The organism is Pantoea sp. EKM21T (assembly GCF_011800405.1).
GTDB classification, from domain to species: domain Bacteria; phylum Pseudomonadota; class Gammaproteobacteria; order Enterobacterales; family Enterobacteriaceae; genus Pantoea; species Pantoea agglomerans.
Window position 1 is genome coordinate 65,366 of record NZ_JAALFV010000006.1, and the last position, 25,286, is coordinate 90,651.

Sequence of the window (25,286 nt, forward strand, 5' to 3'; positions counted from 1 at the left end):
TTTCTTATTAAGAAGACTCTTAGCCTACTCATTCGTCCCTGAGCAGAGGAATAACCTTATTCCGGCGCTATTCTGATAATTCATAATCAAATAAACAACAGCCAGACTTTAAGGCTATTCTTAAAAAATATTTAATAGTTAAGAATCATTCAGATAGCGAAAGATGTCAGAGTATTATCAGATAATACTTAGGGTTATTTTTTGTGAGCAAGGGTGTAAGCGAGGCGTCGGGCGGCTTCAGAGACAAAATATAACGAATGAGGCGGGTTTTAAGGTGATTTTTAAGGCCAGGCAGAACCGTAGTCAGCGTGATTTGCTCTCCACCCAAAAAAAAGCCACGCCCTTATCGCAGCGTGGCCCTTACCATTCAGCTTAACGTCAGGTGCGTAATCCGCGCCCGCGCTGTATCAGCGCATAGACCAGCCAGTAGAACACCAGAATAAAGGCCACCAGCACCGAGAGGGTAAACACCAGCGGCACATCATTAATGCCGAGGAAGCCATAACGGAATCCGCTAATCATATAAACGATTGGATTGAGTTTAGAGACAGCCTGCCAGATCGGCGGCAGCAAACTCAGTGAATAGAATACGCCGCCCAGATAAGTCAGTGGCGTCAGCACAAAGGTCGGGATCAGGCTGATATCGTCAAAGGTGCGCGCAAAGACAGCGTTCAGCAGACCTGCCAGTGAAAACAGAATCGCGGTCAGCAGCAGCGTGACCGCCACCATCGTCCAGGAATGCACGTGGAACGGCACAAAGAACAGCGAGATGGCCGTCACCAGAATACCCACGCAGACACCACGCGCCACGCCGCCGCCAACATAGCCGGCAATGATGATGTGGGTCGGCACCGGCGCGACCAGCAGCTCTTCAATGTTGCGCTGGAACTTGGCGCTGAAGAACGACGACGCCACGTTGGCATAGGCGTTAGTGATGACCGCCATCATGATCAATCCCGGCACGATGAACTGCATATAGCTGAAGCCGTGCATTTCACCGATGCGCGACCCGATCAGGTTGCCAAAAATGATGAAATAGAGCGTCATGGTGATGACCGGCGGCACCAGCGTCTGGATCCAGATGCGGGCGAAACGGTTAACCTCTTTGGCCCAGATGCTCTTCAGCGCCACCCAGTAGAGATGTGTCATGCTTTTGCTCCTGTTTTTCCCTGCGTCGTCAGACCCACAAACAGCTCTTCAAGACGGTTGGCTTTATTGCGCATACTCAGCACCTGCACACCCTGCGCGCTAAGCTGGCTGAAGACGCTGTTGAGCCCCTGCTCACGCAGCACTTCCACTTCGAGCGTTGAGGTATCGGTCAGCCGGTACTGGAACCCTTCCAGCGAGGGCAGCGGACTGCGCGGTGCCAGATCCAGGATAAAGGTTTCTGATTTGAGCTTGGAGAGCAGCCCTTTCATTGAGGTGTTCTCCACCAGCTCACCGCTCTGGATGATGCCGATGTTGCGGCACAGCATCTCCGCCTCTTCCAGATAGTGGGTAGTGAGAATAATGGTCGTGCCTTTGGCATTGAGATCTTTCAGGAACACCCACATCGAGCGTCGCAGTTCGATATCCACGCCAGCGGTGGGTTCATCCAGAATCAGCAGCTTAGGCTCATGCATCAGCGCACGGGCGATCATCAGGCGACGCTTCATCCCGCCGGAAAGCATGCGTGCACGTTCAGCGCGTTTTCCCCACAGATCGAGCTGCTTCAGATACTTTTCTGCCCGCTCATTGGCTTCACGACGCTCAACGCCATAGTAACCCGCCTGATTAACGACGATTTGCATCACCGTCTCAAACGGGTTGAAGTTAAACTCCTGCGGCACCAGGCCGAGCTGGCGCTTGGCATTCACCACATCTTTTTCAAGATCGTAGCCAAACACCCGCACGCTGCCCTCGGATTTGTTAACCAGCGAACTGATAATTCCGATGGTGGTCGATTTACCGGCACCGTTTGGCCCCAGCAGCGCATAAAAGTCACCCGCTTCAACGTTAAGATCGATGCCCTTCAGCGCCTGCACGCCGCCGGGATAGGTCTTGGTCAGCCGGGAAAGTTCCAGTGCATAAGTCATTCTGCATCCATACCCTGTTTTGATGGCATTGCAATGCCGTTTAAATTTATCAGGCCCTGTCATATAGTACGCGCGCGCACTCTGCGCAGTAACCGGTCGCTCAACACCATGACAGACATCAACACCCTGATCAGAAACAACCGCGAATGGTCAAAATTACTGGTTGAAGAAGATCCCAGCTTTTTTGAGCGGCTCGCCCAGGCACAAAAACCGCGCTTCCTGTGGATTGGCTGTTCTGACAGCCGGGTTCCTGCCGAACGTCTGACCGGGCTCGAACCCGGCGAACTCTTCGTTCACCGCAACGTGGCCAATCTGGTAATCCACACCGACCTGAACTGTCTGTCCGTGGTGCAGTACGCTATCGAAGTGCTGGAAGTGGAACACGTTATCGTCTGCGGCCATTACGGCTGCGGCGGCGTGCAGGCGGCGATGGATAACCCGGAACTGGGATTAATCGACAACTGGCTGCTGCACATCCGCGACCTCTGGTACAAGCATAGCGTGTTGCTGGGGGAACTCCCGCCGGATAAGCGCCTGGACAAACTGTGCGAAATCAACGTTATTGAACAAGTCTATAACCTGGGACACTCCACCGTACTGCAATCTGCCTGGAAACGCGGAAAGGATGTCTCCCTGCACGGCTGGGTATACGGCATTCAGGACGGCTGTCTGCGTAACCTTGATGTGACGGCAAACAGCCGGGAGATCCTCGAACAGCGCTACCGCCACGGCATTGCTAATCTGCGGAAGAACGGCGAGGCCTGAGCCGATCGCAGCGTAAAGCGCGGCATAGCCTACACCAGGCAACAGGTGCAGGCCTTGGAAGAATGTGCGGTAGAGCGGTATCAGGATTCCAGCGGCACCACTTTGCCAATATAAGGCAGATGGCGATAGTGCTGAGCATAGTCGATACCAAAGCCCACCACGAACTCATCCGGAATCGCAAAGCCGACATATTCGACGTTCACTTCGACTTCACGGCGCTCTGGCTTATCCAGCAGCGTACAGATCGCCAGGGATTTTGGCTGACGCAGTTGCAGAATCTCTCGCACTTTGCTCAGGGTGTTGCCGGAGTCGATGATATCTTCGACGATCAGCACATCCTTGCCACGGATGTCTTCATCCAGATCTTTCAGGATTTTCACATCACGCGTGCTGGACATCCCGCTGCCGTAACTGGAAGCCGTCATAAAGTCGACTTCATGCGGCACATCGATGGCGCGACAGAGATCAGCCATGAACATAAAGGAGCCGCGCAGCAGCCCCACCAGCACCATATCGCTGCCGCTGTCGCGGTAGTGGTCGTTAATCTCTTTGCCCAGTTCAGCGATGCGCGTGGCGATTGCCTGTTCAGGGATCATCACTTCAACAGTGTGTTTCATTGCGTTCAGCCCGGTTACGTCAGAAAAGCCCCGGAGTCTATCACAGACGCAGCAGCGACGGCTGCGCGGCCCCATAAGCAAACGATTACGTCGCGAAAATTATTACCCGCCGCCTGCGGCTCGCTGAAATGCGCATTACCTTAGAACATTCTGGCATTTACCAGCATGATTCGCTGCATGGTAGCCTTTATCCAACAGATCGTTACCCTACTCGCGCCGCTGGCCGGAGATCACAATGACTTCATCTTCAAGCAAAAAAACGCATATCGGCGACAGGCCGCTGCACCCTGAAACCCAGATGCTGAACTATGGCTACGATCCCCGCCTCTCTGAGGGTGCGGTGAAGCCGCCGGTATTTCTGACCTCGACCTTTGTCTTTGACAGCGCCGAAGAGGGACGGGATTTCTTTGATTACGTCTCTGGCCGACGTGAGCCGCCGGAAGGCAAATCGGGTGGGCTGGTCTATTCCCGCTTTAACCACCCTAACAGCGAAATTGTAGAAGATCGGCTGGCGGTCTATGAGCAGGCGGAGAGCTGTTCGCTCTTCTCTTCCGGTATGGCCGCCATCTCCACTGCCCTGCTGACGTTTGCCCGTCCGGGCGAGGTGATCCTGCATTCCCAGCCGCTGTATGGCGGCACCGAAACCCTGCTTAGCAAGACGCTGCACAATCTGGACATCAAAGCAGTGGGTTTCAGCGACGGCAATGATGAAGTCAAAGTGCGTGAAGCCGCTCAGCAGGCGATGGCCCAGGGCCGGGTAGCGGTGATCCTGATTGAAACGCCAGCGAATCCCACCAACAGCCTGGTCAATATCCGTCTGATGGCGCGTATCGCTGATGAGATTGATCAGCAGCAGGGTTCACGACCGATTATCGCCTGTGACAACACGCTGCTCGGCCCGCTGTTCCAGCAGCCGCTAACGCTGGGCGCTGACCTGTCGCTCTACTCGCTGACTAAGTATGTTGGCGGTCACTCTGACCTGATTGCAGGCGCGGCGATGGGCAGTAAAGCGCTGATGGCGAAAGTGCGCGCCCTGCGCAGCGCTATCGGCACGCAGCTGGATCCGCACTCAAGCTGGATGCTCAGCCGCTCGCTGGAAACGCTGTCGCTACGCATGGAGAAAGCCTGGCAGAATGCGGAAGCGGTCGCGGCGTTTCTGCGCGATCACCCTAAAGTGGCGAAGCTGCACTGGCTGCCCTATCTGGATGCGGAGAGCGCCGAAGGGAAAACTTATCGCGAGCAGTGCAGCGGTGCGGGTTCGACCTTCTCATTTGATATCGTCGGCGATCAGCCCGCTGCGTTCCGTTTTCTTAATGCGCTGTCGCTGTTTAAGCAGGCGGTAAGCCTGGGCGGGACCGAGTCGCTGGCCAGCCATCCTGGCAGCACCACCCACTCCGGCGTGCCGCAGGCGGTGCGTCAGCGTATTGGGATCACTGACGCCACGGTGCGGCTGTCGATTGGCATCGAAAACGCCGGCGACCTGATTGAAGATGTGAAGCTGGCGCTGGATCAGGCGTAATCAGCTGACGGTAAAGCCCAGCATCATGCCGGTGTCTTCATGCTCCAGCAGATGGCAGTGGGCCATGTAAGCGTGTTCTGCGGCGGCGACATAGTTGAAGCGTACCAGCACTTCACTGCGCCAGCCGTCGACATTCACCATATCCTTCCAGCCCTGCCGGTGCGGGGCTGGCGGTTTGCCGTTTTCTGAAAGAATACGAAACTGGGTGCCGTGAATGTGGAACGGGTGCAGCATCGCGTCGCCTTCACCTGAAATCGTCCACTTCTCGTAATCACCCAGCTTCACCGCAAACGACGGCTTCGTCATATCAAAGGCCTGGCCATTAATCTTATTGCCGTTGCGGAAATCGTAACCGGCGGGCGGCGTATTGCCGTGCATGCTGTGATCCATGCTTTCCATAGGCGGCATCGGCTCTGCCGTCGTTTTCTCCTCCGGCGTCTGCGACATCGTGTGATGACCGCCCTTGCCCATCGCTTTCTCGCCGTAGCGCTGCATCAGCGCCTGCATGCCCTGCTGGTCCAGCTGCGGGTCCATCATCAGCTGCAGCCAGCGTGTCGTCAGGCCGTCTGTTGAGGGTAGCGCTGGCAGCGTCGCCAGCTGATCCGGCAGCGTGGCGCTGGCCATCACCCGCAGCGGCAGGATCTGCACCAGCGGCAGCGGCTGGTCAAACGGCGGCAGCGTCATGCCCATCTGCTCTGTCGGCAGCGTCACCAGATCGAAGCTCTTACCATCAGAGGTATCGATCATCACCTCAAAACGCTCGCCCGACAGGATCGGCAGCGAGTCGAGCTTTACCGGCTCGGCCAGCAGGCCACCATCGCTGGCGATCACGTAGAGAGGACGTTTATCACTGGCGGCAACATGCAGCGAACGGGCATTGCAGCCGTTGAGCAGGCGCAGACGCAGCCAGCCACGCGGCACCGCATGCTGCGGATAGTGCACGCCGTTGGTCAGCATCATATCGCCAAACCAGCCCACCGCGGCGCGCATCACGTCGAGCTGATAATCAATGCGGCTGCCATCTTTGGTCAGTTGCTTATCCTGAAAAATCAGCGGCACATCATCCACACCCCACTGCGAGGGCAAACGCAGCGTTCCGCTCTCTTTATCTTCCAGCAGGATCAGTCCCGCCAGCCCCTGAGCCACCTGATGCCCGGTCTTGCCATGCAGATGCGGGTGATACCAGCAGGTTGCAGCGGGTTGATCGGGCGTAAAAGAGACCTGACGCGAGCCGCCAGGCGCAATCACCGCCTGCGGGCCGCCATCCACTGCGCCGGGGATTTCCAGCCCGTGCCAGTGCAGGGTGGTCGCCTCACTGAGCCGGTTATGGATGTTTACCGTCACCGGTTTGCCACTCTGCATCTTCAGCACCGGCCCCAGCAGGCTGCCGTTATAGCCCCAGGTCGGCACCGCTTTGCCGTTCCACTGGGTGGTACCCTGCATCGCGGTGAGGCTGTAGCTGCCCCTGGCATCGGGTTCCAGCAGAGACGGAATCGGCAGCAGCGGACGGGTGGCTGCCATCAGCGAACGGCTCCAGAGCGGTAATGCTCCGGCTGCACTCAGTGCGGCAGTGAGTTTCAGGAAATCGCGACGTTGCATGGTGATCATCCTTGTGGCATCAGAGCGCACAGCCTAAACCCTGACCTTATGGGAAGGTCAAGTCTTACCCGTACGAATCTGACGAAAAAAGGCGGTGCAGCGGCCCACAGCGGCAAATTAATCGAAAACCTGAGAGCAACTGTGCTAACGTCATTAGCAATATCCATTGAAGAGAACGACTATGAAGCAAAGTATCAGGATCCTGCTGCTGACGGGACTCCTTGGCTTCTCCTCCACCAGTTTTGCCCTGAGCGAATCCGAAGCGGAAGATCTGGCCGATCTGACGGCGGTTTTCGTCTATCTGAAAAATGATTGTGGCTATCAGGATTTACCGGACGCGCAGATTCGCAAAGCGCTGGTCTTTTTTGCTCAGCAGAACCGCTGGGATTTAAGCAACTACAGCAACTACAACATGAAAGCGCTGGGTGAAGATAGCTATCGCGATCTCAGCGGCATCGCCATCACCAACGACAAAAAGTGCAAGTCACTGGCCCGCGATTCGCTGAGCCTGCTGGCCTACGTCAGGTAACGATTCTTCCCTCTGCAGCCGGACATTGACCGTGCAACCACGGTCAGTGTTAGCTATCATATGCCGCCCATCTTCATGGCGATGTCATCAGAGGAGAGCACCATGGCCCACAATGAAACGTGGTATGAAACCCTTCATGCCGGTTTTGGCCAGTATTTCACGGTTGATAAAGAGCTGTACCGTGAGAAGACTGCGCATCAGGATTTAATCATTTTCGAAAATGCCGCGATGGGCCGCGTAATGGCGCTGGACGGCGTCGTTCAGACCACCGAACGCGACGAATTTATCTACCATGAAATGATGACCCACGTTCCGCTGCTGGCGCACGGCGCGGCGAAGAGCGTTCTGATTATCGGCGGCGGTGACGGCGCAATGCTGCGTGAAGTGTCACGTCATCCCGGGATCGAAAAGATTACCATGGTGGAGATCGATGCGGGCGTGGTGACCTTTTGCCGCCAGTATCTGCCGAACCACAGCGCGGGTGCCTATGACGATCCGCGCTTTACGCTGGTGATTGATGACGGGGTGAACTTCGTTAATCAGACGCAGGAAAAGTTTGATGTCATTATCTCCGACTGCACCGATCCGATTGGTCCGGGCGAGAGTCTGTTTACCTCGGAATTTTATGCCGGGTGCAAAGCGGCCCTTAATGAAAATGGCATCTTTGTGGCGCAGAATGGCGTCTGCTTCCTGCAGCAGGATGAGGCCGTTAACAGCCATCGCAAGCTGGGACATTACTTTGCGGACGTCAGTTTCTATCAGGCGGCGATTCCGACCTACTACGGCGGCATTATGACCTTTGCCTGGGCGAGTGATAATCCGGCGCTGCGCCAGCTCGACACCGCGACTTTAAAGGCGCGTTTCGAGGCCGCTGGCCTGACCTGCCGTTATTACACGCCAGCAATCCATACCGGCAGCTTTGCCCTGCCGCAATATCTGTTGAATGCGTTATCCGCCGCGTGCTGATAGTGCATTTCTAAGGGGGTGAACGAAATTGCAAAAGCTAAAACTACATGGCTTCAACAACCTGACGAAAAGCCTGAGTTTTTGTATTTACGATATTTGCTATGCGAATACTGAAGCTGAACGCGATGGTTACATCGCCTACATTGACGAACAATATAACGCTAACCGTCTGACGGAAATTCTGACTGAGACCTGCTCCATTATCGGGGCTAACGTGCTCAACATTGCGCGCCAGGATTATGAACCGCAGGGGGCCAGCGTCACGATTCTGGTCAGCGAAGAGCCGATCGATCCGAAAGATATAGATAACTCAGAGCACCCCGGTCCGCTGCCCAACTCGGTGGTGGCTCATCTCGATAAAAGTCATATCTGCGTGCACACCTATCCGGAGAGCCATCCGGCAGGCGGCCTGTGCACCTTCCGTGCGGACATTGAAGTCTCAACCTGTGGCGTCATTTCGCCACTGAAAGCGCTGAACTATCTGATCCACCAGCTGGAGTCCGATATTGTCACCGTCGATTACCGGGTGCGAGGTTTTACCCGTGACGTGAAAGGGATGAAGCACTTCATCGATCACGAGATCAATTCGATTCAGAACTTCATGTCTGAAGATATGAAAGCGATGTATGACATGGTGGATGTGAATGTCTATCAGGAAAACATCTTCCATACCAAGATGTTGCTGAAAGAGTTCGACCTTAAACACTACCTGTTTAACACCCGCCCGGAAGATCTCACTCCGCAGGAGCACAAGCGCATTACCGATCTGCTCTGGAAAGAGATGCGCGAGATCTACTACGGCAGAAATATCCCCTCAGTGGGCCTGAAGACCCTCTGATTATCAGGCGCGCAGCGTTATAGCTCATAACCTGCGCGTCTCCTTCCCTCTTGTTCCCCCTGCTTTTTCATCACGGCAACTGCCTGACTGAGGTTTGAACGGGTTTCGGTGGACACACCCGCGACTACGCGCGAAGAGAATGATGCGTACGCGCGTTAACGGCGCGTTTTAACGGCGAGAGATAAAGATAAACGCGCGGTGCTGCTCTCGTCCTGCTGATCAGGTCAGAGCAACATGGCGCGTTCTGTTCATGCGGAGGTCAGCGCCAGCGTAATCCCGCGCTCGCGCAGCGTGCGGCAGACAGCCTCATCTAACCGGCTATCGGTCACCACATCCGTCAGGTCATCCACCGGAGAAGCGCAGAATAGCGACCAGGAGCCATATTTACTGCTGTCCGCCAGCAAGACCCGGCGAGCCGCATTGGCCAGAAGATCGTGTTTCAGCCCCGCTTTCTCCTCAGTCGGCGTGGTAATGCCGCGCTCAAGGCTCCAGGAGTTACAACTGACAAAGGCGATATCGGGATTGATGCTGCGCAGCAACCGCCGTCCATGTTCGCCCACACAGGACTGACTGGAGTCGTCGATACGTCCGCCGATAATCGTCACTTCGATCTGCTTAAACTCAGACAAAAACAGTGCAATGTGCAGATCGGCAGTGATGACCCGCAGCGGCAGATGCGTGAGCTGCCGCGCCAGCTCCAGCATAGTGGTGCCCGCATCCAGCACGACCGCATCGCCCGCCCGGACAAAGCTGGCGGCACATTCTGCAATCGCCTGCTTCTCGGCCAGGTTACGCTGCATCTTCTCCAGCGTGGTCGGCTGGGCAGGAATAAAACGATTCAGGGTAACGCCGCCATGACTGCGGCTGATCACGCCCTCTTTATCCAGCTTAATCAAATCACGGCGAATCGTGGCGGGTGAGGCGGAAATCGCACTGACCAGTTGCTCAACAGTCACCAGATTATGGCTTTTCAGGTAATCCATAATCTGGTCAAGACGGCTCTGTCCCTTCATATATCCCTATGCGAGCTGCATCGCGAGTTTAATAGAGATCGCCATGCTGTCAGACTTCGCTTTACCTGTCCAGGCGATATCAAATGCGGTGCCATGGTCAGCAGAGGTACGGATAAACGGCAGGCCTGCGGTGATGTTGACGCCATCATAAAAGCCCAGCAGTTTAAGCGGAATATGCCCCTGATCGTGGTACATCGCGACCACCATGTCATACCGTCCATCCTGGCACTGCAGGAACACCGTGTCTGGCGGACAAGGTCCGTAGACATCAATCCCCTGCGCTTTCATCGCCTCAATAGCGGGTGCCACGGTGGTGATCTCCTCATCGCCAAACAGGCCGTTCTCTCCGGCGTGCGGATTAACGCCCGCCACGGCGATACGCGGGGCGCTGTAACCGACACGACGCAGGAAAGTGTCCGCCATACCAATCACGGTTTTGATGCGCGTCTGGTTCAGCGTGTCCAGGAACTTACGCAGCGCAATGTGGGTCGTGACATGAATCACTTTCAGCTTATCGGTGTAGAGGACCATGGCGTAATCTTTGGTCCCGGTAAGATGCGCCAGCAGTTCGGTGTGACCAGGATAGAGATGGCCCGCCGCATGCAGCGCCTCTTTGTTCAGCGGCGCGGTGGCAATGGCATGCACGTCGCCCGCCAGTGCCAGCTCTGTAGCACGCTTCACGCAACGCCACGCCAGATCTCCCGCCTCTTTCTGCACCACGCCAGGTTTCAGCGCGTCGGGATCGGCCAGAGGCTCATCGATGACGTTGATGATGCCGGGCGCAAACCGCGCATCCTGCACCCGGTCCAGCACCCGCAGCTCGGCCTGTGGCGTAATGTTCATTGCCATAATGCGGCGCAGCGTACTGGCACAGCCAATCACCACCGCAGGGATGCCATTCAGCTCACCTTCAGAGAGTGACTTAATGATGATTTCCGGGCTGATGCCCGCTGGATCGCCCATGGTGATCGCAATAATTTTACTCACTCGACTTCTCCTCAATAAAACCAATGGCTGCTACCAGGGTATTTTCATCACCAAAGCCACCCGCTTTGGTCATCACCGGCAGAGTAAATTCACTGTTAAGCAGAACCCCGTGCGGCACACAGCCCGCCACCAGACCCTGAATTTTAAAGCCGCTGGCCCCCAGTGCCTGGGCAACGGCAATCGCCACGTCGCCTCCCGACAGATAGAGCGCATGCGGCAGCTGTGTCCGGCACAGGCTGTGAGTCATTTCGCCCAGCAACAGACTGATCGCTTCGCCCAGCTGCTGGCGGGTCACGCTGTGCTGCTGGCTGAGATGCTCAATGTCGTGACGCTGGGATTCATGCTGGCAGGTGCGGATCACCGTATGGCGACCGGCACGCAGTGCGGCGGCAGCCTGTTCGATCCAGCGATTCCGGTCGGGCCAGGCGGGCTGCTGAAACAGCTGGCGGATATCGACATCTACGATCTCAACTGCCCGCTGGTTAAGCAGCGTGGCGATCTGCTGCTGCGCGCTGCTGCTCATCGATCCCACTACCGCCAGCACGGGCCGCGACGGGCGAACAGAGAGCGCTGCGCCCAGCGCATCGCTTAACCCGGCTGCTCCCACCAGCAGCGGCTTCTCTGTCAGCCGCGCCGCAGCGATTATCAGTCGCGCCAGATCGGCTTCATTTTCGGCATCCACCACCACCACGCCGTGCGCCGCCGCTAACACCGCATCAAGCCGATCGCTGCGCAGCGTCGGGAGATCGATCTCCGTGCCGTCGATCTGCATCTGATCGAGTACGCGGGCGCTGAGGATCGGGGTTTTAGGATCGCTGGCAAATTCGGTGTCTGTCAGTAACCGCTGATTGACCCACACTTTACCTTCGCGTGTGGTGCGGCCCAGTCGTGGCACGGCCGGCGCAACCAGCGCCAGCCTTTTGCCGCTGGCTCGCAGCGCAGCCGCGGTTTCAGCACCGACGTTGCCGCGCAGCGTGGAGTCGATCTTTTTAAACAGCCAGCCCTGCTGAAGCTGTGCGGCGAAGTGCTGCACCACCTGAGCCACGCGCTCTGCGGCCTGGCTGGCGCTGACTGCCCGACTGTCGGTGCTGATAACCAGCACATCCGCAGCGTCCTCTGGCAACGGCGCCTCAGTGCCAAACAGCACATGTACGCGGGCGCCAGCCTGTGCCAGTCCGCTACCCGAATCGTTGGCACCGGTAAAGTCATCGGCGATGACCAGCACCGGGGTTTTCCATAATGATGAGCCCATCCTCACTCCTGTCAGGCGATTGCCGCTGCATTTGATTATATTCAATCATGATTGATTATATGTGAGCAAGTTCAAATTAATCGAAATCGATATGCCTTATAAAATTAGCCACAGAGAGTGACTGACTTCGCATTGCGCTGAGCAAGATTAATCATCCGCTCAGACAGGACAGAAATAAGGGTATGAAATGAACATTAACAGCACAGTGATTAGCGGTTATCAGGCGTTAAACGACATGCGCTATCTGCTGAAGGGGATATCGACAGCAGTCGTGGTCACTGACCGGAACATTGAGGCGATTCCGGCAGTGCAGGCGCTGATGGGTCAACTTCGGGATCAGATTCCGGGTATCAGCGTGGTCAACAGCGTCCCGCCTGAACCAAGCCAGCATGATGTGGCAGCGATTATCGCGACGCTCTCCCGGCCCCATGTCGATATGGTGATTGGCATCGGCGGCGGCAGCGTGCTGGATGTGGCGAAGCTACTCTCAGTGCTGTGCATCGACGCCGCGCCTTCGCTGGACGCCCTGCTGGCAGGCGAAAAACCGCAGCGCCGTACCCGTTCAATACTGATCCCTACCACCGCAGGCACGGGTTCTGAAGCGACGCCCAATGCGATCCTGGCGATCCCGGAGAAAGAGACCAAAGTCGGCATTATTTCACCGGTGATGCTACCCGATGTGGTGGCCCTGGTGCCGGAACTGACCACCAGCATGCCGGCCCACATCGCCTCTTCAACCGGTATTGACGCCCTCTGCCATCTGATTGAGTGCTTTACCGCCAATGTCGCCAACCCGGTCAGCAACAACTATGCGCTGACTGGGATGAAGAAACTGTTCGCTAATCTCGAAACCACCCTGCGCGAGCCAGAAAATTTGCAGGCACGCCTGGAGATGCTCTGGGCTTCTTATTATGGCGGTGCATCGATTGCCCATGCCGGGACACATCTGGTGCATGCCCTCTCTTACCCGCTCGGCGGCAGATATCATCTGCCACACGGCGTCGCCAACGCCATCCTGCTGGCTCCCTGCATGCGCTTTGTCCGTCCGGCGGCGGTGAGCAAATTCGCTCAGGTCTATGATCTGCTGCCCGACGCCGACGTCCGTTTAAGCGATGAAGCGAAATCACACGCGCTGGTCGACTACTTCACCGCGCTGGTAGCGCGGCTGCAGCTGCCTGCCAGCCTGGAAGCCCTGGGCATCAGCCCGGATCACCTGCCCTGGTTAGTGGAAGCCGCGCTCGACGTCCAGCGTCTGATGAACAACGTGCCGATGGCGGTCACCGCCGACGATGTGCGCGCCGTCTACCTGACGCTTTTCCCTTCCTGCCAGGCGTAATGAGGATTGTCATGAATAAGAAAATAAACGGCGTACTGACCGCCATCGTCACCACTTTTGACCGGGAAGGTGCCTTTGATCCGGAGAGGCAGCGCGAACAGGTCAGACGCCAGATCAACGCCGGTAACGGCATCTTCTGCGGCGGAACCAACGGCGAATTCTTTGTGCTGAACGAGCAGGAGAAGATCGCGGTTACCACCACCTGCGTCGATGAAGTTAACGGCCAGGCGTCGGTGGTGGCGCATATCGGGGAGATTTCGACCCGTGAAACTATCCGGCTCGGCAAACAGATTGCCCGCCTTGGCGTAGATGCTGTTTCCGCGATCACCCCGTGGTTTGTTCCGCTTAAGCAGCAGGAGCTGATCGACCACTATCAGCGCGTGGCTGACGCGCTTACGGTACCGCTGTTCCTCTACAACATCCCGGCGCGTACCGGCAATACCTTGCAGCCAGAGACCGTTCGTACGCTGGCCGCGCATCCGAACATCATCGGCATTAAAGATTCAGCAGGCAGCTATGAAAGTCTGAGCGGCTTTCTGCAGGCTACCGCCGACTGTCAGGACTTTGCTGTGCTGAACGGCCCGGATTCGCTGATCCACCAGGGTTTTGTGGATGGCTGCTCCGCCTCAATTTCCGGGCTGGCAAACGTGGCACCGGGGGCGATTAACGCCATCTGGGCGCGCTTCCATGCGGGCGATATTGCCGGTTCGCATCAGGCACAGGAGAACGTCACCGGCCTGCGCACCGCGCTTTACAGCATCGGTTTCTCACCGGCCGCCGTGAAAAAAGCGGTCAGCCTGCAGGGCTTTGAGGTGGGTGAAAGCCGCTATGCGGTGCAGTTCAGCGCCGAAGAGCAGCAGCAGATCCGCCAAATCGTGAACCACTACCTGCAATAACGTCCATCACCTTTGCACCCTACCGGTCAGATGAGAACGAACCTGATGGTCGCCATCTGCCAGAACAATCGAGGTCATGATGAAAGCATTTTCAACTGAGAGCACCTTACTGATCGTCGGCATGGTGGTCGCCTATATCCTGTTCACCACCTGGCTCACCTGGCGGCTGCGCAGTAAAACCAGCGGCGACTTTATGGAAGGCTCGCGCGCCATGCCTGCTTTTATCGTCGGCATTATGCTGATGTCTGAATATATCGGGGCAAAATCCACCATCGGCACCGCGCAGGCGGCCTTTGAAGATGGCTTCGCCGCCTCATGGTCGGTGATTGGCGCGGCAATTGGCTTCCCGCTGTTTGGCCTGATACTGGTCAAACGCATCTACAACACCGGAAAGATCACTATTTCCGGTGCTATCGCCGAGAAATATGGCAGTTCGACCAAAAATATTATTTCGCTGATCATGATCTATGCGCTGTTGCTGGTGAACGTCGGTAACTACATCAGCGGCGCGGCGGCGATCTCCACCGTACTCAAGATCGACCTGACCCAGGCGGCTTTTATCACTGCGGTGGTCAGCACCTTCTACTTTGCATTTGGCGGCATGAAAGGCGTGGCCTGGGTCACGCTGCTGCACAGCGCCATCAAGTATATGGGGATCCTGATTATCCTCTATGTGGCGCTGAAGATGACCGGCGGCGTCGCCCCAATGATGGAAAAAATGCCGGCGTTCTACTGGACATGGGATGGTCACGTCGGTGCCAGTACCATTGTGGCCTGGCTGATCGGGACCGTAGGTTCGATCTTCTGTACCCAGTTTGTGATTCAGGCGATCTCCTCCACCAAAGATGTGAAGTCAGCGAAGCGCGCCACCTGGGTCGCCTTCTTCTTCTGCCTGCCGATTGGTCTGGCGATGGCGCTGATTGGCGTGGCAGCGAAGTTTGCTCACCCGGATATCAAGAGCCTCTATGCGCTGCCGGTGTTTCTGCAGGATATGTCACCGTGGCTGGCGGGCATTGTCACCACCTCGCTGGTGGCCTCGATTTTCGTCAGCGTCGGTACCGTGGCGCTGGCCATCGCCTCGCTGGTGGTGAAAGACTTTTACGTGCCTTATCGTAATCCTACGCCAGAGCGCGAATTTAAAATGACACGCTGGATCTCGATTGGCATCGGCTTCTTCCCGCTGCTGTTTGTTCTGTTCTTCCCGGAAGTGCTGAAGCTCTCGTTCTTTACCCGTGCGATTCGTCTGTCGATTACCGTTGTGGCGATCATGGCGTTCTACCTGCCGTGGTTTAAGAGCACACGCGGCGCCAATGCCGGTCTGATTGGCGCCTGCGTTGTCACTTCCGTCTGGTTCCTGATGGGTAACCCGTTTGGTATCGACAATATGTACGTGGCGCTGATCACCCCGGCAATTATTATGGTGATTGACCGCTGTATCCCGTCACGCCAGTCTCAGCCTCAATCGCAACACAATGCACAAAACAGTGGAGCCTAAAATGACTCAGGAAACCGTCACCGCAGAACGCACCGGCCTGCTTGCGCCTCACCCGCAGGATAGCGCGCAGCAGGTTGCGATGCTGCCCTCCTCCTGCCCGCAAAACCACGCGGCTAACCTGCTGCCGCTGCCCGATGGCGATCTGCTTTGCGTCTGGTTTGGCGGCACGCAGGAAGGGATTGCCGATATCTCTGTCTGGTGTTCACGGCTGCGAAAAGGCAGCGATCGCTGGAGTGAAGCACAAAAACTCTCTGACGATCCGGGCCGTTCAGAACAGAATCCGGTGCTGTTTCTCGATCCCGACCAGGTACTGTGGCTGCTGTGGACGGCGCAGAAATCGGGCAATCAGGACACCGCGATTGTTCGCTATCGCCAGTCTCACGATCTGGGCCAGAGCTGGGGGGAGATCAAAACGCTGCTGGATAAGCCTGGCACCTTTATTCGCCAGCCGATTGTGGTGCTGCCCAACGGTAACTGGTTGCTGCCAGTGTTTTACTGTCTGACCCAGCCCGGCGAAAAGTGGGTCGGCAGCTATGACGTGAGCGCGGTAAAAATCTCAGAAGATAAAGGCCAGAGCTGGCGCGACGTCAGCGTGCCTGACAGCACCGGCTGCGTTCATATGAACGTTACCCTGCTGGATGATGGCTCGCTGCTGGCGCTCTACCGCAGCCGCTGGGCTGACCACATTTACCAGAGCCGCTCATTTAATCAGGGCGAAAGCTGGAGCGCGCCACAGCCGTTATCGCTGCCCAACAATAACTCCTCAATTCAGGTCACAACACTGCGCAATGGTCATCTGGCGCTGGTGTTCAATGCCATGAGCGCCGAAGGTGCCAGCGAACGCCGGTTGTCGCTGTATGACGAAATTGAAGACGATGAAGAGGAAAGTGATGTTGCCGTCGCCGCTGAGCCGGTGGTGCACAGTGGTCGCACCGCTTTCTGGGGTGCGCCTCGTGCGCCGATGACGCTGGCTATCTCCACGGATGGCGGTAAAAGCTGGCCGCTGCAGCGCAATCTGGACGAGGGCGATGGCTACTGCATGACCAATAACTCCCAGCAGAAATTAAACCGTGAGTTCTCCTATCCCAGCATTAAACAGGGCCTGGATGGCGAACTGCATATCGCCTACACCTGGTATCGCCAGGCGATTAAATATGTGCGGGTCGCGGAGTCATGGGTGAAGGGAGGTGATGCGTGATTGAACGGATGGCGCTGGTGACCGGGGCCAGCTCCGGTATCGGTCAGGCGATTGCTGACCGTTTACTCGATGAGGGCTGGCAGGTTATCGGCCTGAGCCGCTCGGCGATAAGCCGGGCAGAAGCGGGCTGGCAGAGTCATCAGATCGATATCAGTGACAGCGCCGCACTGCAGGCTTTACTGGACGCGCTGCCGGTGCCGCAGGTGGTGATCCATGCAGCCGGTATGATGCAGGCCGCGCCGCTTGGGGAGCTGGATCTGAGTGCCAGTACACGCTTATGGCAACTGCACGTTGCCGCTGCTGAGCAGCTGGCGAATCATTTTGCACCGCGGATGCGTGTGGGCGGCAGAATTGTGCTGCTGGGCAGCCGGACATCAGGCGGGGCGGCGGGCCGCAGTCAGTATGTCGCCACCAAATCGGCGATGATCGGTATGGTGCGCAGCTGGGCGGCGGAACTCGCTCCGCGCGGCATTACCGCCAATATTGTGGCGCCAGGCGCCACCGAAACGCCGATGCTGCAACAGCCGGGCCGTGCCAGTTCACCGCCCCGTCTGCCACCCATTGGCCGCTATATTCAGCCGCAGGAAGTGGCCGGGCTGGTCGATTTCCTGCTCTCCCCTGCGGCGGCGGCGATCACCGGCCAGCAGCTGGTAATGTGTGGCGGTGCATCGCTGAGTTAGTTAACAGGCCGGGCTGCTGAGTTCGCCCGGCCTTATAACCGTAAAGGATTGCCTTACTGTCTTACCGTACGGGTTTGCCGTACTGGTTCATAAACTGGCGATAAGCAGCGATCACCAGCTGAAAATCTTCAATGCCGCAGAACGAGAGGCTCTCTTCGTCATAGTAGTTCATCCCCTCTTCCATACCGTCATCTTCCAGAGCCAGCAGGTTGGCGCGGATCATCACCTCCTCTTCATCCAGCAGAATGGTGTACTCGCTGCCGATCCGCTGCCACTGACGTACGCTGCCTTTGACATCTTCAATGGCGGCTTCAACTTCATCCAGCAATCCCGGATCGTTTTTGACCTCTTCGTTGAACCAGTGGCCGACCGCTTCATGATCCATCGACATGCGAACCTTAATCTGTCCGGTCACATCGCGTAAAAATTCATATTCCATCGCCCGTTCCTCTCAACGTCGTCGTCTCACCTGGTAAGTGTCCGTGCTGCTCTCGCGGCAAAGTGTGACACGTCGCGCATTATTACAGGCTGTCTGCCGAAAGCCAGCTTTTGATCGTCTCTCTACCCCATGCTGAGACGAAAAAAAGGGGCGAATCATCGCCCCTTATTCATGCCTGCAAGGTGAAGAATCAGACCGCGGTCTGGAAAATCACACCATCAGCTTTGTCGGTGTACTGCGTCAGCTGGTCGAAGTTGAGATAGCGATACGTGTCGCTGGCCGTTTTATCGACCTGCGCCATGAATTGCTGATACTCATCCGGCGTTGGCAGTTTGCCAAGCAGAGACGCGACCGCAGCCAGCTCCGCTGACGCCAGGTAGACGTTAGCGCCGTTACCCAGACGGTTCGGGAAGTTACGGGTCGAGGTAGAGACCACTGTCGAACCATCTGCAACACGTGCCTGGTTACCCATGCAGAGTGAACAGCCCGGGATCTCGATACGCGCACCGCTTTTGCCGAATACGCTGTAGTAGCCTTCTTCGGTCAGCTGTGCCGCATCCATCTTGGTTGGCGGTGCCACCCACAGACGGGTTGGCAGCTGGCCTTTGTGGCTATCCAGCAGTTTACCCGCAGCACGGAAGTGACCAATGTTGGTCATGCATGAGCCGATAAACACTTCGTCGATCTTCTCACCCTGAACGTCAGAGAGCAGACGTGCATCGTCCGGATCGTTTGGCGCACAGAGGATTGGCTCTTTGATTTCAGCCAGATCGATTTCGATCACGGCGGCATATTCAGCATCGGCATCCGGCTCAAGCAACTGAGGATCGGCCAGCCATTTCTCCATACCGTCAATGCGACGCTCCAGCGTACGACGATCGCCGTAGCCTTCTGCGATCATCCACTTCAGCAGCACGATGTTAGAGCTGAGGTATTCGATAATCGGCGCTTTATCCAGCTTGATGGTACAGCCCGCAGCGGAACGTTCTGCTGACGCATCGGACAGCTCAAACGCCTGCTCGACTTTCAGATCCGGCAGACCTTCAATCTCCAGGATGCGACCAGAGAAGATGTTTTTCTTACCTTTCTTCTCAACGGTCAGCAGACCCTGTTTGATGGCATACAGCGGAATGGCATGAACCAGATCGCGCAGGGTAATGCCCGGCTCCATCTTACCTTTGAAGCGCACCAGAACCGATTCCGGCATGTCGAGCGGCATTACGCCAGTCGCGGCGGCAAACGCCACCAGGCCTGAACCCGCCGGGAAAGAGATGCCGATAGGGAAACGGGTGTGCGAGTCACCACCGGTACCGACGGTATCCGGCAGCAGCATACGGTTCAGCCAGCTGTGGATAATGCCGTCACCCGGACGCAGTGACACACCACCGCGGTTCATAATGAAGTCTGGCAGCGTATGGTGCGTGCTCACATCCACCGGCTTCGGATACGCGGCGGTGTGACAGAACGACTGCATCACCAGATCGGTCGAAAAGCCCAGGCAAGCCAGATCTTTCAGCTCGTCACGGGTCATCGGGCCGGTGGTATCCTGCGAGCCAACCGAGGTCATCTTAGGTTCGCAATAGGCACCCGGACGAACGCCGGTCACGCCACAGGCGCGGCCAACCATTTTCTGCGCCAGTGAGAAACCACGGGTGCTCTCCGCGACATCTTTCGCCTGACGGAATACGGTGCTGTGCGGCAGACCCAGCGACTCGCGCGCTTTGGTGGTCAGGCCGCGACCGATGATCAGCGGAATACGGCCACCGGCGCGCACTTCGTCAATCACTACTTCGGTTTTGAGCTCGAAGCTGGCCAGCAGCTCATTGGTTTCGTGGTTGCGGACTTCGCCTTTGAATGGATAGATGTCGATCACATCGCCCATGTTCAGGTTATTTACGTCCACTTCAATGGGCAGTGCGCCCGCATCTTCCATGGTGTTGAAGAAGATGGGTGCAATTTTGCTGCCCAGCACCACGCCGCCGCCTTTTTTATTTGGCACGTTCGGGATGTCGTCGCCCATAAACCACAGCACCGAGTTGGTGGCGGATTTACGTGAAGAACCGGTTCCGACAACATCACCGACATACGCCAGCGGGAAACCTTTGGTCTTCAGAGCTTCGATCTGTTTGATCGGACCGATATTGCCCACTTCATCAGGCTCAATGCCTTCACGGGCATTTTTCAGCATCGCCAGGGCGTGCAGAGGAATGTCTGGACGTGACCAGGCATCCTGGGCCGGAGAGAGATCGTCGGTGTTGGTTTCGCCAGTGACTTTAAACACGGTAACCGTGATCTTCTCTGCCAGTTCAGGCCGTGACAGATACCATTCCGCATCTGCCCAGGATTGCATCACCTGCTTCGCGTATTCATTACCCGCTTTCGCTTTCTCTTCGACATCATAGAAGTTGTCGAACATCAGCAGCGTGTGTGAAAGGGCTTTCGCGGCAATCGGAGCCAGTTTGCTATCGTCCAGCGCCTCAATCAGCGGATGAATATTGTAACCGCCCTGCATGGTGCCAAGCAGTTCAACCGCTTTTTCAGAAGATATCAGAGGAGAGGTTGCTTCGCCTTTGGCGACAGCCGCCAGGAAACCGGCTTTGACATACGCCGCTTCATCGACGCCAGGTGGGACGCGGTTGACCAATAAATCGATCAAAAATTCTTCTTCACCCGCAGGTGGATTTTTTAGCAGTTCAACCAGCGCGGCCATTTGGGAAGCCTCTAAAGGCTTAGGTACAATTCCCTGGGCAGCACGCTCGGCAACGTGCTTACGGTATTCTTCTAGCACGACGTTATCCTCGCTCTCATTATGTAGGGCTTTCCGACCACCTTGCTCACTTATGGAGAACAATCTTCCCTTTCTCGTCCAGGTTGAGGTGCCCGGTTTCGCGGAGGGCAGAATAGCAGTATTTCGTCTGTTTGTTAATCTGTTTACAAAAATACAACATAATCCACTACGGCCATTCTGCCCGCTTAACTCCCTGCATCAGCCAGCTGAGTCGGCTGAATGGGTCTCTCTGCAGCGTACCGCATTCCACACAAATGGCTGCAGGTTTATGTCAGTTTTGCCGTGGCTTTAGCGAAGTGATTCAGGGAAATAGATAACTGGCAGGAATAGAAGCCGGCGTGTTTATGGGGTACAGCGGAGGTGAGCTCAGGAGGATAACAACACCAGGCCGGAAATCAGCCTGATGCAACTGAAACCGAATCTGTCCTGCTGATTACTACTGATAAAACCCGGGTCAATAAATCTCCTTTTCATCCTGCCAGGTTACACGTCAGAAGCTACCAGACAGAGACTGCTATTCAGAAGAGGTCGTCATGACCTCTTCTGTGCATGTTTAATTTTTCAGATTTTCCGGAAAATTGGCGGGCAACTGGTCAGGCGGACAGTCGATCACGCTTTCGTTATTTTCACCCACATCACGGATTACGGTCAGCGTTGCGAACTCATCAATCACTTCGGTTGGATAAGCCGGACCCGCTTCGCGGAATTTTGCCATCTCTTCCAGATGATCATTCTGGAAGCAGACGGTTTTCTCCGGATTATTCATTACCCAGCGCGGGAAGAAGATGGTGCCGTGGAAAATTTTATCAGCCAGATTAACGGCCAGGCTGACATCGGTTCCGGTTGGTTCAGTCCAGGAAACTTTATAGACATCCTGCGCCAGACGGACAACATAGACATGCTGATTTTTAACCCAGCGATTACCGACCATACCGCTGTGAATGCGATAGTCGATGGTGCTGGCATTTTTAATGTAGAGCTCGTAATTCCAGCCGTTGTCATAGGTGTAAACCAGATGTTTGCCGACGATGCCAGACAGGTCATGTTTATCGAAAGTGCTCATGGTTAATTCCTCATTTGTTTTCCTTGAGGAGATTATTGCGCGTTACAAAACCGATGAATAACGCTATTTTTAGCACTAAATAATTTAATTTTTAGATGAGTGAGTATGTACAAGACAACACTCGAACAGTGGTATCTGCTCGACGCAGTAGTGAATGAGGGGAGTTTTGCGCTGGCAGCGGAGAAGAACAATCGCAGCCAGTCCTCACTGAGTTATCAGCTGAGCCTGTTACAGCAGCGGCTAGGTTTGACTTTGCTACAGCAGGAGGGCCGCCGCGCTGTCCTGAGTGCAGAGGGACATCAGTTGCTCGCGCAGGTGCGTCCGCTGCTGGAGGGATTCGGCGCGCTTGAGGCGCAGGCCAGTGCACTGCAACGCGGCGAGCGTTCGCGCATCGATCTGATGGTCGATGCGACTCTGCCCAAACCCTTGCTGTTCGATGTGCTTCAGACCTTTCAGCAACGCTATCCGCATGTCCGCATCTGGTTCAGCGAAATCGTCCGAAGCGAGACGCCGGACAGACTGGCGGAGCATCAGGCTGATCTCTGGCTGGTGGCGCAATATGGCGACACGCCTTTAGCAGGCGAAAGCCTGATGAGTGTCGATTTCGTCGCCGTCGCCCATCGCGACCACCCGCTGCACCGCGAATCCGCCCCGCTTAATGCTGCTACGCTGGCACGCTGGCCCTGCATTACCATTCTGGATCGTCAGCAACAGCAGCAGTCAGAGGTCAATGGCGATCAGGCGGAGAACTGGTCATTCACGACGCTGTCGGCAGCCATTGAAGCGGTCCAGCATCAGTTAGGTTATGGCTGGCTGCCGGAACAGAATATCACCGCGCAGTTAGAGAGCGGTGAGCTCCGTTCCCTGCCGCTGTTACAGGGCCGCCGACGCAGTAGTTCGCTGGTGATGTATATCAATGAAGAAAGACTGCCCGGCAACAGCGCCATTGCTGCACTGGCACAGATGTTTATTGAACGGGTGGCTGCATGGGAGATGCGTGGTTAGATGAAGGTTAGCTTGCTGCCTAATCTTCTGAGAATTAGAATGTCAGAGTGCCACCGTCCAGCATCCCATATTGTGTTTACCGGCTGTACTGGAAACAGTGAAAGGGATAAGCCAGACCTTAGCCGGCCCCTGAATTTTAGCATCCAGGAAGGTTATGCCCTGCTGATCTGCAGCCCTCTTCGCTTCCTCCCAGGAGCGCCACCTATCCTGATGTTTAAGCCAGGAGACCCGGTAATTTTGTCATAACAGTCGAATTGCTTTGTGATGAGTTTCGGGAATGGCAGAAAAGCACGCTCGTAATTATAGTCAGTTAACCCGGGAGACTGTGTCAGCGCACTGACTGATGAGCAGCGCCTGCGTTTCATTAAATTTGTTAAGCCCTGTAGTGCAGGGCTTTACGTTGCCGAGCCGTTTTCTGACATCAAAATCAGTGACGGATCTGTGAAAGTTCATCTTCTGAGAGACCGGTCATTTTCATGACGGTGTTACGGTCGATGCCGTTCTGCAGCATAGTGCGGGCAACCTCGAGTTTGCCTTCATTTCGGCCTTTCTCGATTCCACGCTGTTCACCAAGCTGAATACCTTTCTCGATACCTTTCTCGATGCCCTTCTGCTCCAGCTGCTGTGCGATGGTCATAAGTGCGTCTCCGTGTTGCGGCACTCGCTGTGCCAGTTCGCGCACGAAGGCTTCGGAGTCAGCCGACTCGCCTGCCTGCAGTAAATAGTGTATCAGCGCTGTTACCTGGGGTGAAGAAAGATAATCGGCCATCAGTAACGTGGCCAGCCGATCGGTGAGAGTCGCGATGTCACGCTGATGAATGTGCTTCTGTAACAGCGTCAGCGCCGCCATGCTGCGGTGCCCCATGATTTCCTCATCCGGGATCACCGTGACATCCACCAGTGGAAAGGCGCTGCCATAGAGGTTTTCCGCCAGCGAAGGGTCTTCAAATTCGTCGAGCCAGCGTGTTGAATACGGATAAGGGCTGCGTTTGCCGGTATAGAACAGTACCGGTATAACCAGCGGCAGCTGCTTATGGCCCGCTTCAAGGTGGCGGTGCATAGCCGCCACAGCGTATCGCATCAGCCTGAATGCCATATGCCTGTCCGGCGCAGACTGATGCTCAACCAGGACGTGTATGTACCCATCCCCGTTACTGGTCTTCAGGCTGTAGAGGATATCGCTGAAATACTGGCGAAGATCGTCTTCAACGAACGAACCGGATTCAAGTTTCAGGGTGCTGAGGTCGCATATAGCGCGCAGTTCGGCGGGCAGATGCAGTTCCATGAAGTCGCGGGCAATGTCCGGCTGTGAGAGAAACTGCCGGAAAGTGGCATCGTGAGGTGTGGGAGTGCTGTTCTTTTTTTTCATCGGGCCTGACTCTGATATTCACATTCGTAGGGGATCACAGGCCAGATGTCTGGCCACCTCCATCATCAATGCGGTTTATCCCCGCTTGAGCGGGGAACACTCTTAATGTATGTGGCTGTAAAATATGATGATTTTACCCTCATAAAAAAATCACCACTAAATTCACGTATTTAAAGATCAGTAACTCACTGATTTGTAAGAGTCAGGAAGAGAATCAGCTGCAGTCCATCCAGATTCACCGGAATATGCATTCTTACGCCGGTTTTATCAATCTGGATAAAAGCATCATCAAAGACATCAACCTGACCATACGGGAGAAAGATCATAGCAACGGCTTAAGGGGTAAAAACTCATAAAAGGTGCCTTTTGATTCCTCTGCCACCAATAAATTTAGCTATCACTCAGACTTACTTTTGAGGCCTGTTAATCGGAGCAGTAATACGCTCAAGCGCTACCTGAGCCAGAAAGCCCGAGCGACTTTTGTATTCGGGGTGTGAAGCCACACAACGATCAATCCGATCAATTAACGACCTGGGTAAAGTGACATTGATTTTTTCAGAGCCGCCCAGCAAGCGAATGACATCTACATCAACCAATGCCCAGATATAACCCTGATAGTCAGGATTCGTGGCCAGAGTCTCAATGGTGGACACGGCAGGGATCTCATGACCGAGCTCTACACATAATTCGATATGCCCTGTGATAGCCTCTTTGGCGTTTTTAATGGCTTCATCAAGAGTATCCCCGGCAGAGAAACACCCTGGTAAATCGGGGACGATTACGCCGTATGCGTGTTCGTGATCACCCGCTTCAATCGCGATTGGATAAAACATATTCATACCTCTACGGGCAAGCGG

Annotated in this window: 23 protein-coding genes and 1 pseudogene; 11 read left to right on the forward strand and 13 right to left on the reverse strand. The window is 55.7% G+C overall.

From position 1 onward, the window contains the following. Window positions 1-378: 378 nt before the first annotated feature. Window positions 379-1,149 (reverse strand): ABC transporter permease, encoded by a 771-nt coding sequence (locus HFD87_RS13470; RefSeq protein ID WP_010254018.1) that lies wholly within the window; start codon window positions 1,147-1,149, stop codon window positions 379-381. Next, entirely contained in the window at window positions 1,146-2,075 is a 930-nt protein-coding gene (locus tag HFD87_RS13475; RefSeq protein WP_010671845.1) for an ABC transporter ATP-binding protein, read from the reverse strand. The genes HFD87_RS13470 and HFD87_RS13475 overlap by 4 nt, the downstream gene beginning before the upstream one ends. Window positions 2,076-2,183: 108 nt before the next feature. On the opposite strand from HFD87_RS13475, the gene can reads away from it, so the two are divergent. Then, on the forward strand, window positions 2,184-2,840 hold the full coding sequence (gene can / locus HFD87_RS13480) for a carbonate dehydratase (protein ID WP_029519477.1): 657 nt from the start codon (window positions 2,184-2,186) through the stop codon (window positions 2,838-2,840). 80 nt (window positions 2,841-2,920) lie between these two features. Here the strand turns inward: can and hpt are convergent, their stop codons facing one another. After that, window positions 2,921-3,457 carry a hypoxanthine phosphoribosyltransferase gene (gene hpt, locus HFD87_RS13485; RefSeq protein ID WP_010254010.1) on the reverse strand — a complete coding sequence of 179 codons (537 nt, stop codon included), beginning with the start codon at window positions 3,455-3,457 and terminating at the stop codon, window positions 2,921-2,923. 235 nt (window positions 3,458-3,692) lie between these two features. On the opposite strand from hpt, the gene HFD87_RS13490 reads away from it, so the two are divergent. Further along, entirely contained in the window at window positions 3,693-4,976 is a 1,284-nt protein-coding gene (locus HFD87_RS13490; RefSeq protein ID WP_022625436.1) for a cystathionine gamma-synthase family protein, read from the forward strand. On the opposite strand, the gene cueO is transcribed toward HFD87_RS13490, so the two are convergent. Further along, on the reverse strand, window positions 4,977-6,575 hold the full coding sequence (cueO, locus tag HFD87_RS13495) for a multicopper oxidase CueO (RefSeq protein ID WP_167423552.1): 1,599 nt from the start codon (window positions 6,573-6,575) through the stop codon (window positions 4,977-4,979). 181 nt (window positions 6,576-6,756) lie between these two features. On the opposite strand from cueO, the gene HFD87_RS13500 reads away from it, so the two are divergent. From HFD87_RS13500 to speD, 3 genes are all read left to right on the forward strand, one after another. Then, on the forward strand, window positions 6,757-7,104 hold the full coding sequence (locus HFD87_RS13500; RefSeq protein WP_003854673.1) for a YacC family pilotin-like protein: 348 nt from the start codon (window positions 6,757-6,759) through the stop codon (window positions 7,102-7,104). A gap of 102 nt (window positions 7,105-7,206) precedes the next feature. Next, window positions 7,207-8,070: a polyamine aminopropyltransferase gene (gene speE / locus HFD87_RS13505; protein ID WP_010253980.1), complete on the forward strand. Its 864-nt coding sequence runs from the start codon at window positions 7,207-7,209 to the stop codon at window positions 8,068-8,070. Window positions 8,071-8,098: 28 nt separating this feature from the next. Next, a complete protein-coding gene (gene speD, locus HFD87_RS13510) occupies window positions 8,099-8,908 on the forward strand; it encodes an adenosylmethionine decarboxylase (RefSeq protein ID WP_010253978.1) in 810 nt (269 codons plus the stop codon). Between the two features lie 248 nt (window positions 8,909-9,156). Here the strand turns inward: speD and HFD87_RS13515 are convergent, their stop codons facing one another. The 3 genes from HFD87_RS13515 to HFD87_RS13525 are packed head-to-tail and all read right to left on the reverse strand — an operon-like array spanning window position 9,157 to window position 12,160. Next, window positions 9,157-9,921 (reverse strand): DeoR/GlpR family DNA-binding transcription regulator, encoded by a 765-nt coding sequence (locus HFD87_RS13515; protein ID WP_033756597.1) that lies wholly within the window; start codon window positions 9,919-9,921, stop codon window positions 9,157-9,159. A gap of 6 nt (window positions 9,922-9,927) precedes the next feature. Beyond that, window positions 9,928-10,908 (reverse strand): D-threonate 4-phosphate dehydrogenase, encoded by a 981-nt coding sequence (locus HFD87_RS13520; protein ID WP_022625433.1) that lies wholly within the window; start codon window positions 10,906-10,908, stop codon window positions 9,928-9,930. Next, a complete protein-coding gene (locus tag HFD87_RS13525; RefSeq protein WP_167423553.1) occupies window positions 10,901-12,160 on the reverse strand; it encodes a four-carbon acid sugar kinase family protein in 1,260 nt (419 codons plus the stop codon). The genes HFD87_RS13520 and HFD87_RS13525 overlap by 8 nt, the downstream gene beginning before the upstream one ends. A gap of 187 nt (window positions 12,161-12,347) precedes the next feature. Between HFD87_RS13525 and HFD87_RS13530 the strand changes: the two genes are divergently transcribed. The 5 genes from HFD87_RS13530 (at window position 12,348) to HFD87_RS13550 (ending at window position 17,765) form a co-directional block, all read left to right on the forward strand. Then, window positions 12,348-13,496 (forward strand): iron-containing alcohol dehydrogenase, encoded by a 1,149-nt coding sequence (locus HFD87_RS13530; protein WP_167423554.1) that lies wholly within the window; start codon window positions 12,348-12,350, stop codon window positions 13,494-13,496. An 11-nt stretch (window positions 13,497-13,507) separates the two neighbouring features. Continuing rightward, window positions 13,508-14,392, forward strand: coding sequence for a dihydrodipicolinate synthase family protein (locus tag HFD87_RS13535; RefSeq protein WP_167423555.1), 885 nt, complete (start codon window positions 13,508-13,510; stop codon window positions 14,390-14,392). A 79-nt stretch (window positions 14,393-14,471) separates the two neighbouring features. Continuing rightward, window positions 14,472-15,887 (forward strand): sodium:solute symporter family protein, encoded by a 1,416-nt coding sequence (locus HFD87_RS13540; RefSeq protein ID WP_031292876.1) that lies wholly within the window; start codon window positions 14,472-14,474, stop codon window positions 15,885-15,887. 1 nt (window position 15,888) lies between these two features. Continuing rightward, window positions 15,889-17,085, forward strand: a complete 1,197-nt coding sequence (locus HFD87_RS13545; RefSeq protein WP_154209897.1) for an exo-alpha-sialidase — start codon at window positions 15,889-15,891, stop codon at window positions 17,083-17,085. 8 nt (window positions 17,086-17,093) lie between these two features. After that, window positions 17,094-17,765 carry an SDR family NAD(P)-dependent oxidoreductase gene (locus HFD87_RS13550; protein WP_181955683.1) on the forward strand — a complete coding sequence of 224 codons (672 nt, stop codon included), beginning with the start codon at window positions 17,094-17,096 and terminating at the stop codon, window positions 17,763-17,765. Window positions 17,766-17,826: 61 nt separating this feature from the next. On the opposite strand, the gene yacL is transcribed toward HFD87_RS13550, so the two are convergent. The 3 genes from yacL to HFD87_RS13565 form a co-directional block, all read right to left on the reverse strand. Further along, window positions 17,827-18,204 carry a protein YacL gene (yacL, locus tag HFD87_RS13555; RefSeq protein WP_010253973.1) on the reverse strand — a complete coding sequence of 126 codons (378 nt, stop codon included), beginning with the start codon at window positions 18,202-18,204 and terminating at the stop codon, window positions 17,827-17,829. Window positions 18,205-18,394: 190 nt separating this feature from the next. Then, on the reverse strand, window positions 18,395-20,992 hold the full coding sequence (gene acnB, locus HFD87_RS13560; protein WP_167423557.1) for a bifunctional aconitate hydratase 2/2-methylisocitrate dehydratase: 2,598 nt from the start codon (window positions 20,990-20,992) through the stop codon (window positions 18,395-18,397). 553 nt (window positions 20,993-21,545) lie between these two features. Next, the gene (locus HFD87_RS13565) at window positions 21,546-22,055 is read right to left on the reverse strand and encodes a phenolic acid decarboxylase (protein ID WP_010253965.1); all 510 of its coding nucleotides are present in this window, start codon (window positions 22,053-22,055) and stop codon (window positions 21,546-21,548) included. 105 nt (window positions 22,056-22,160) lie between these two features. On the opposite strand from HFD87_RS13565, the gene HFD87_RS13570 reads away from it, so the two are divergent. Next, complete coding sequence (locus HFD87_RS13570) at window positions 22,161-23,060, forward strand: LysR family transcriptional regulator (RefSeq protein ID WP_167423558.1); 900 nt, start codon at window positions 22,161-22,163, stop codon at window positions 23,058-23,060. A 427-nt stretch (window positions 23,061-23,487) separates the two neighbouring features. On the opposite strand, the gene HFD87_RS13575 is transcribed toward HFD87_RS13570, so the two are convergent. The 3 genes and pseudogenes from HFD87_RS13575 to HFD87_RS13585 form a co-directional block, all read right to left on the reverse strand. Next, entirely contained in the window at window positions 23,488-24,429 is a 942-nt protein-coding gene (locus HFD87_RS13575; RefSeq protein ID WP_167423559.1) for an Rpn family recombination-promoting nuclease/putative transposase, read from the reverse strand. Window positions 24,430-24,665: 236 nt separating this feature from the next. Next, window positions 24,666-24,755: pseudogene (locus tag HFD87_RS23005) on the reverse strand (CRISPR-associated protein Cas1); the annotation flags it as partial. Between the two features lie 81 nt (window positions 24,756-24,836). Continuing rightward, window positions 24,837-25,262 (reverse strand): type II toxin-antitoxin system HicB family antitoxin, encoded by a 426-nt coding sequence (locus HFD87_RS13585; RefSeq protein WP_010253955.1) that lies wholly within the window; start codon window positions 25,260-25,262, stop codon window positions 24,837-24,839. Between the last annotated feature and the right edge of the window lie 24 nt (window positions 25,263-25,286).

Bases quoted from the DNA above. Each gene is read 5' to 3' on its own strand.
- HFD87_RS13470 (WP_010254018.1), bottom strand. From the start codon at position 1,149: ATGACACATCTCTACTGGGTGGCGCTGAAGAGCATCTGGGCCAAAGAG.
- HFD87_RS13475 (WP_010671845.1), bottom strand. From the start codon at position 2,075: ATGACTTATGCACTGGAACTTTCCCGGCTGACCAAGACCTATCCCGGC.
- can (WP_029519477.1), top strand. From the start codon at position 2,184: ATGACAGACATCAACACCCTGATCAGAAACAACCGCGAATGGTCAAAA.
- hpt (WP_010254010.1), bottom strand. From the start codon at position 3,457: ATGAAACACACTGTTGAAGTGATGATCCCTGAACAGGCAATCGCCACG.
- HFD87_RS13490 (WP_022625436.1), top strand. From the start codon at position 3,693: ATGACTTCATCTTCAAGCAAAAAAACGCATATCGGCGACAGGCCGCTG.
- cueO (WP_167423552.1), bottom strand. From the start codon at position 6,575: ATGCAACGTCGCGATTTCCTGAAACTCACTGCCGCACTGAGTGCAGCC.
- HFD87_RS13500 (WP_003854673.1), top strand. From the start codon at position 6,757: ATGAAGCAAAGTATCAGGATCCTGCTGCTGACGGGACTCCTTGGCTTC.
- speE (WP_010253980.1), top strand. From the start codon at position 7,207: ATGGCCCACAATGAAACGTGGTATGAAACCCTTCATGCCGGTTTTGGC.
- HFD87_RS13515 (WP_033756597.1), bottom strand. From the start codon at position 9,921: ATGAAGGGACAGAGCCGTCTTGACCAGATTATGGATTACCTGAAAAGC.
- HFD87_RS13525 (WP_167423553.1), bottom strand. From the start codon at position 12,160: ATGGGCTCATCATTATGGAAAACCCCGGTGCTGGTCATCGCCGATGAC.
- HFD87_RS13530 (WP_167423554.1), top strand. From the start codon at position 12,348: ATGAACATTAACAGCACAGTGATTAGCGGTTATCAGGCGTTAAACGAC.
- HFD87_RS13535 (WP_167423555.1), top strand. From the start codon at position 13,508: ATGAATAAGAAAATAAACGGCGTACTGACCGCCATCGTCACCACTTTT.
- HFD87_RS13540 (WP_031292876.1), top strand. From the start codon at position 14,472: ATGAAAGCATTTTCAACTGAGAGCACCTTACTGATCGTCGGCATGGTG.
- HFD87_RS13545 (WP_154209897.1), top strand. From the start codon at position 15,889: ATGACTCAGGAAACCGTCACCGCAGAACGCACCGGCCTGCTTGCGCCT.
- HFD87_RS13550 (WP_181955683.1), top strand. From the start codon at position 17,094: ATGGCGCTGGTGACCGGGGCCAGCTCCGGTATCGGTCAGGCGATTGCT.
- yacL (WP_010253973.1), bottom strand. From the start codon at position 18,204: ATGGAATATGAATTTTTACGCGATGTGACCGGACAGATTAAGGTTCGC.
- HFD87_RS13565 (WP_010253965.1), bottom strand. From the start codon at position 22,055: ATGAGCACTTTCGATAAACATGACCTGTCTGGCATCGTCGGCAAACAT.
- HFD87_RS13570 (WP_167423558.1), top strand. From the start codon at position 22,161: ATGTACAAGACAACACTCGAACAGTGGTATCTGCTCGACGCAGTAGTG.
- HFD87_RS13575 (WP_167423559.1), bottom strand. From the start codon at position 24,429: ATGAAAAAAAAGAACAGCACTCCCACACCTCACGATGCCACTTTCCGG.
- HFD87_RS13585 (WP_010253955.1), bottom strand. From the start codon at position 25,262: ATGTTTTATCCAATCGCGATTGAAGCGGGTGATCACGAACACGCATAC.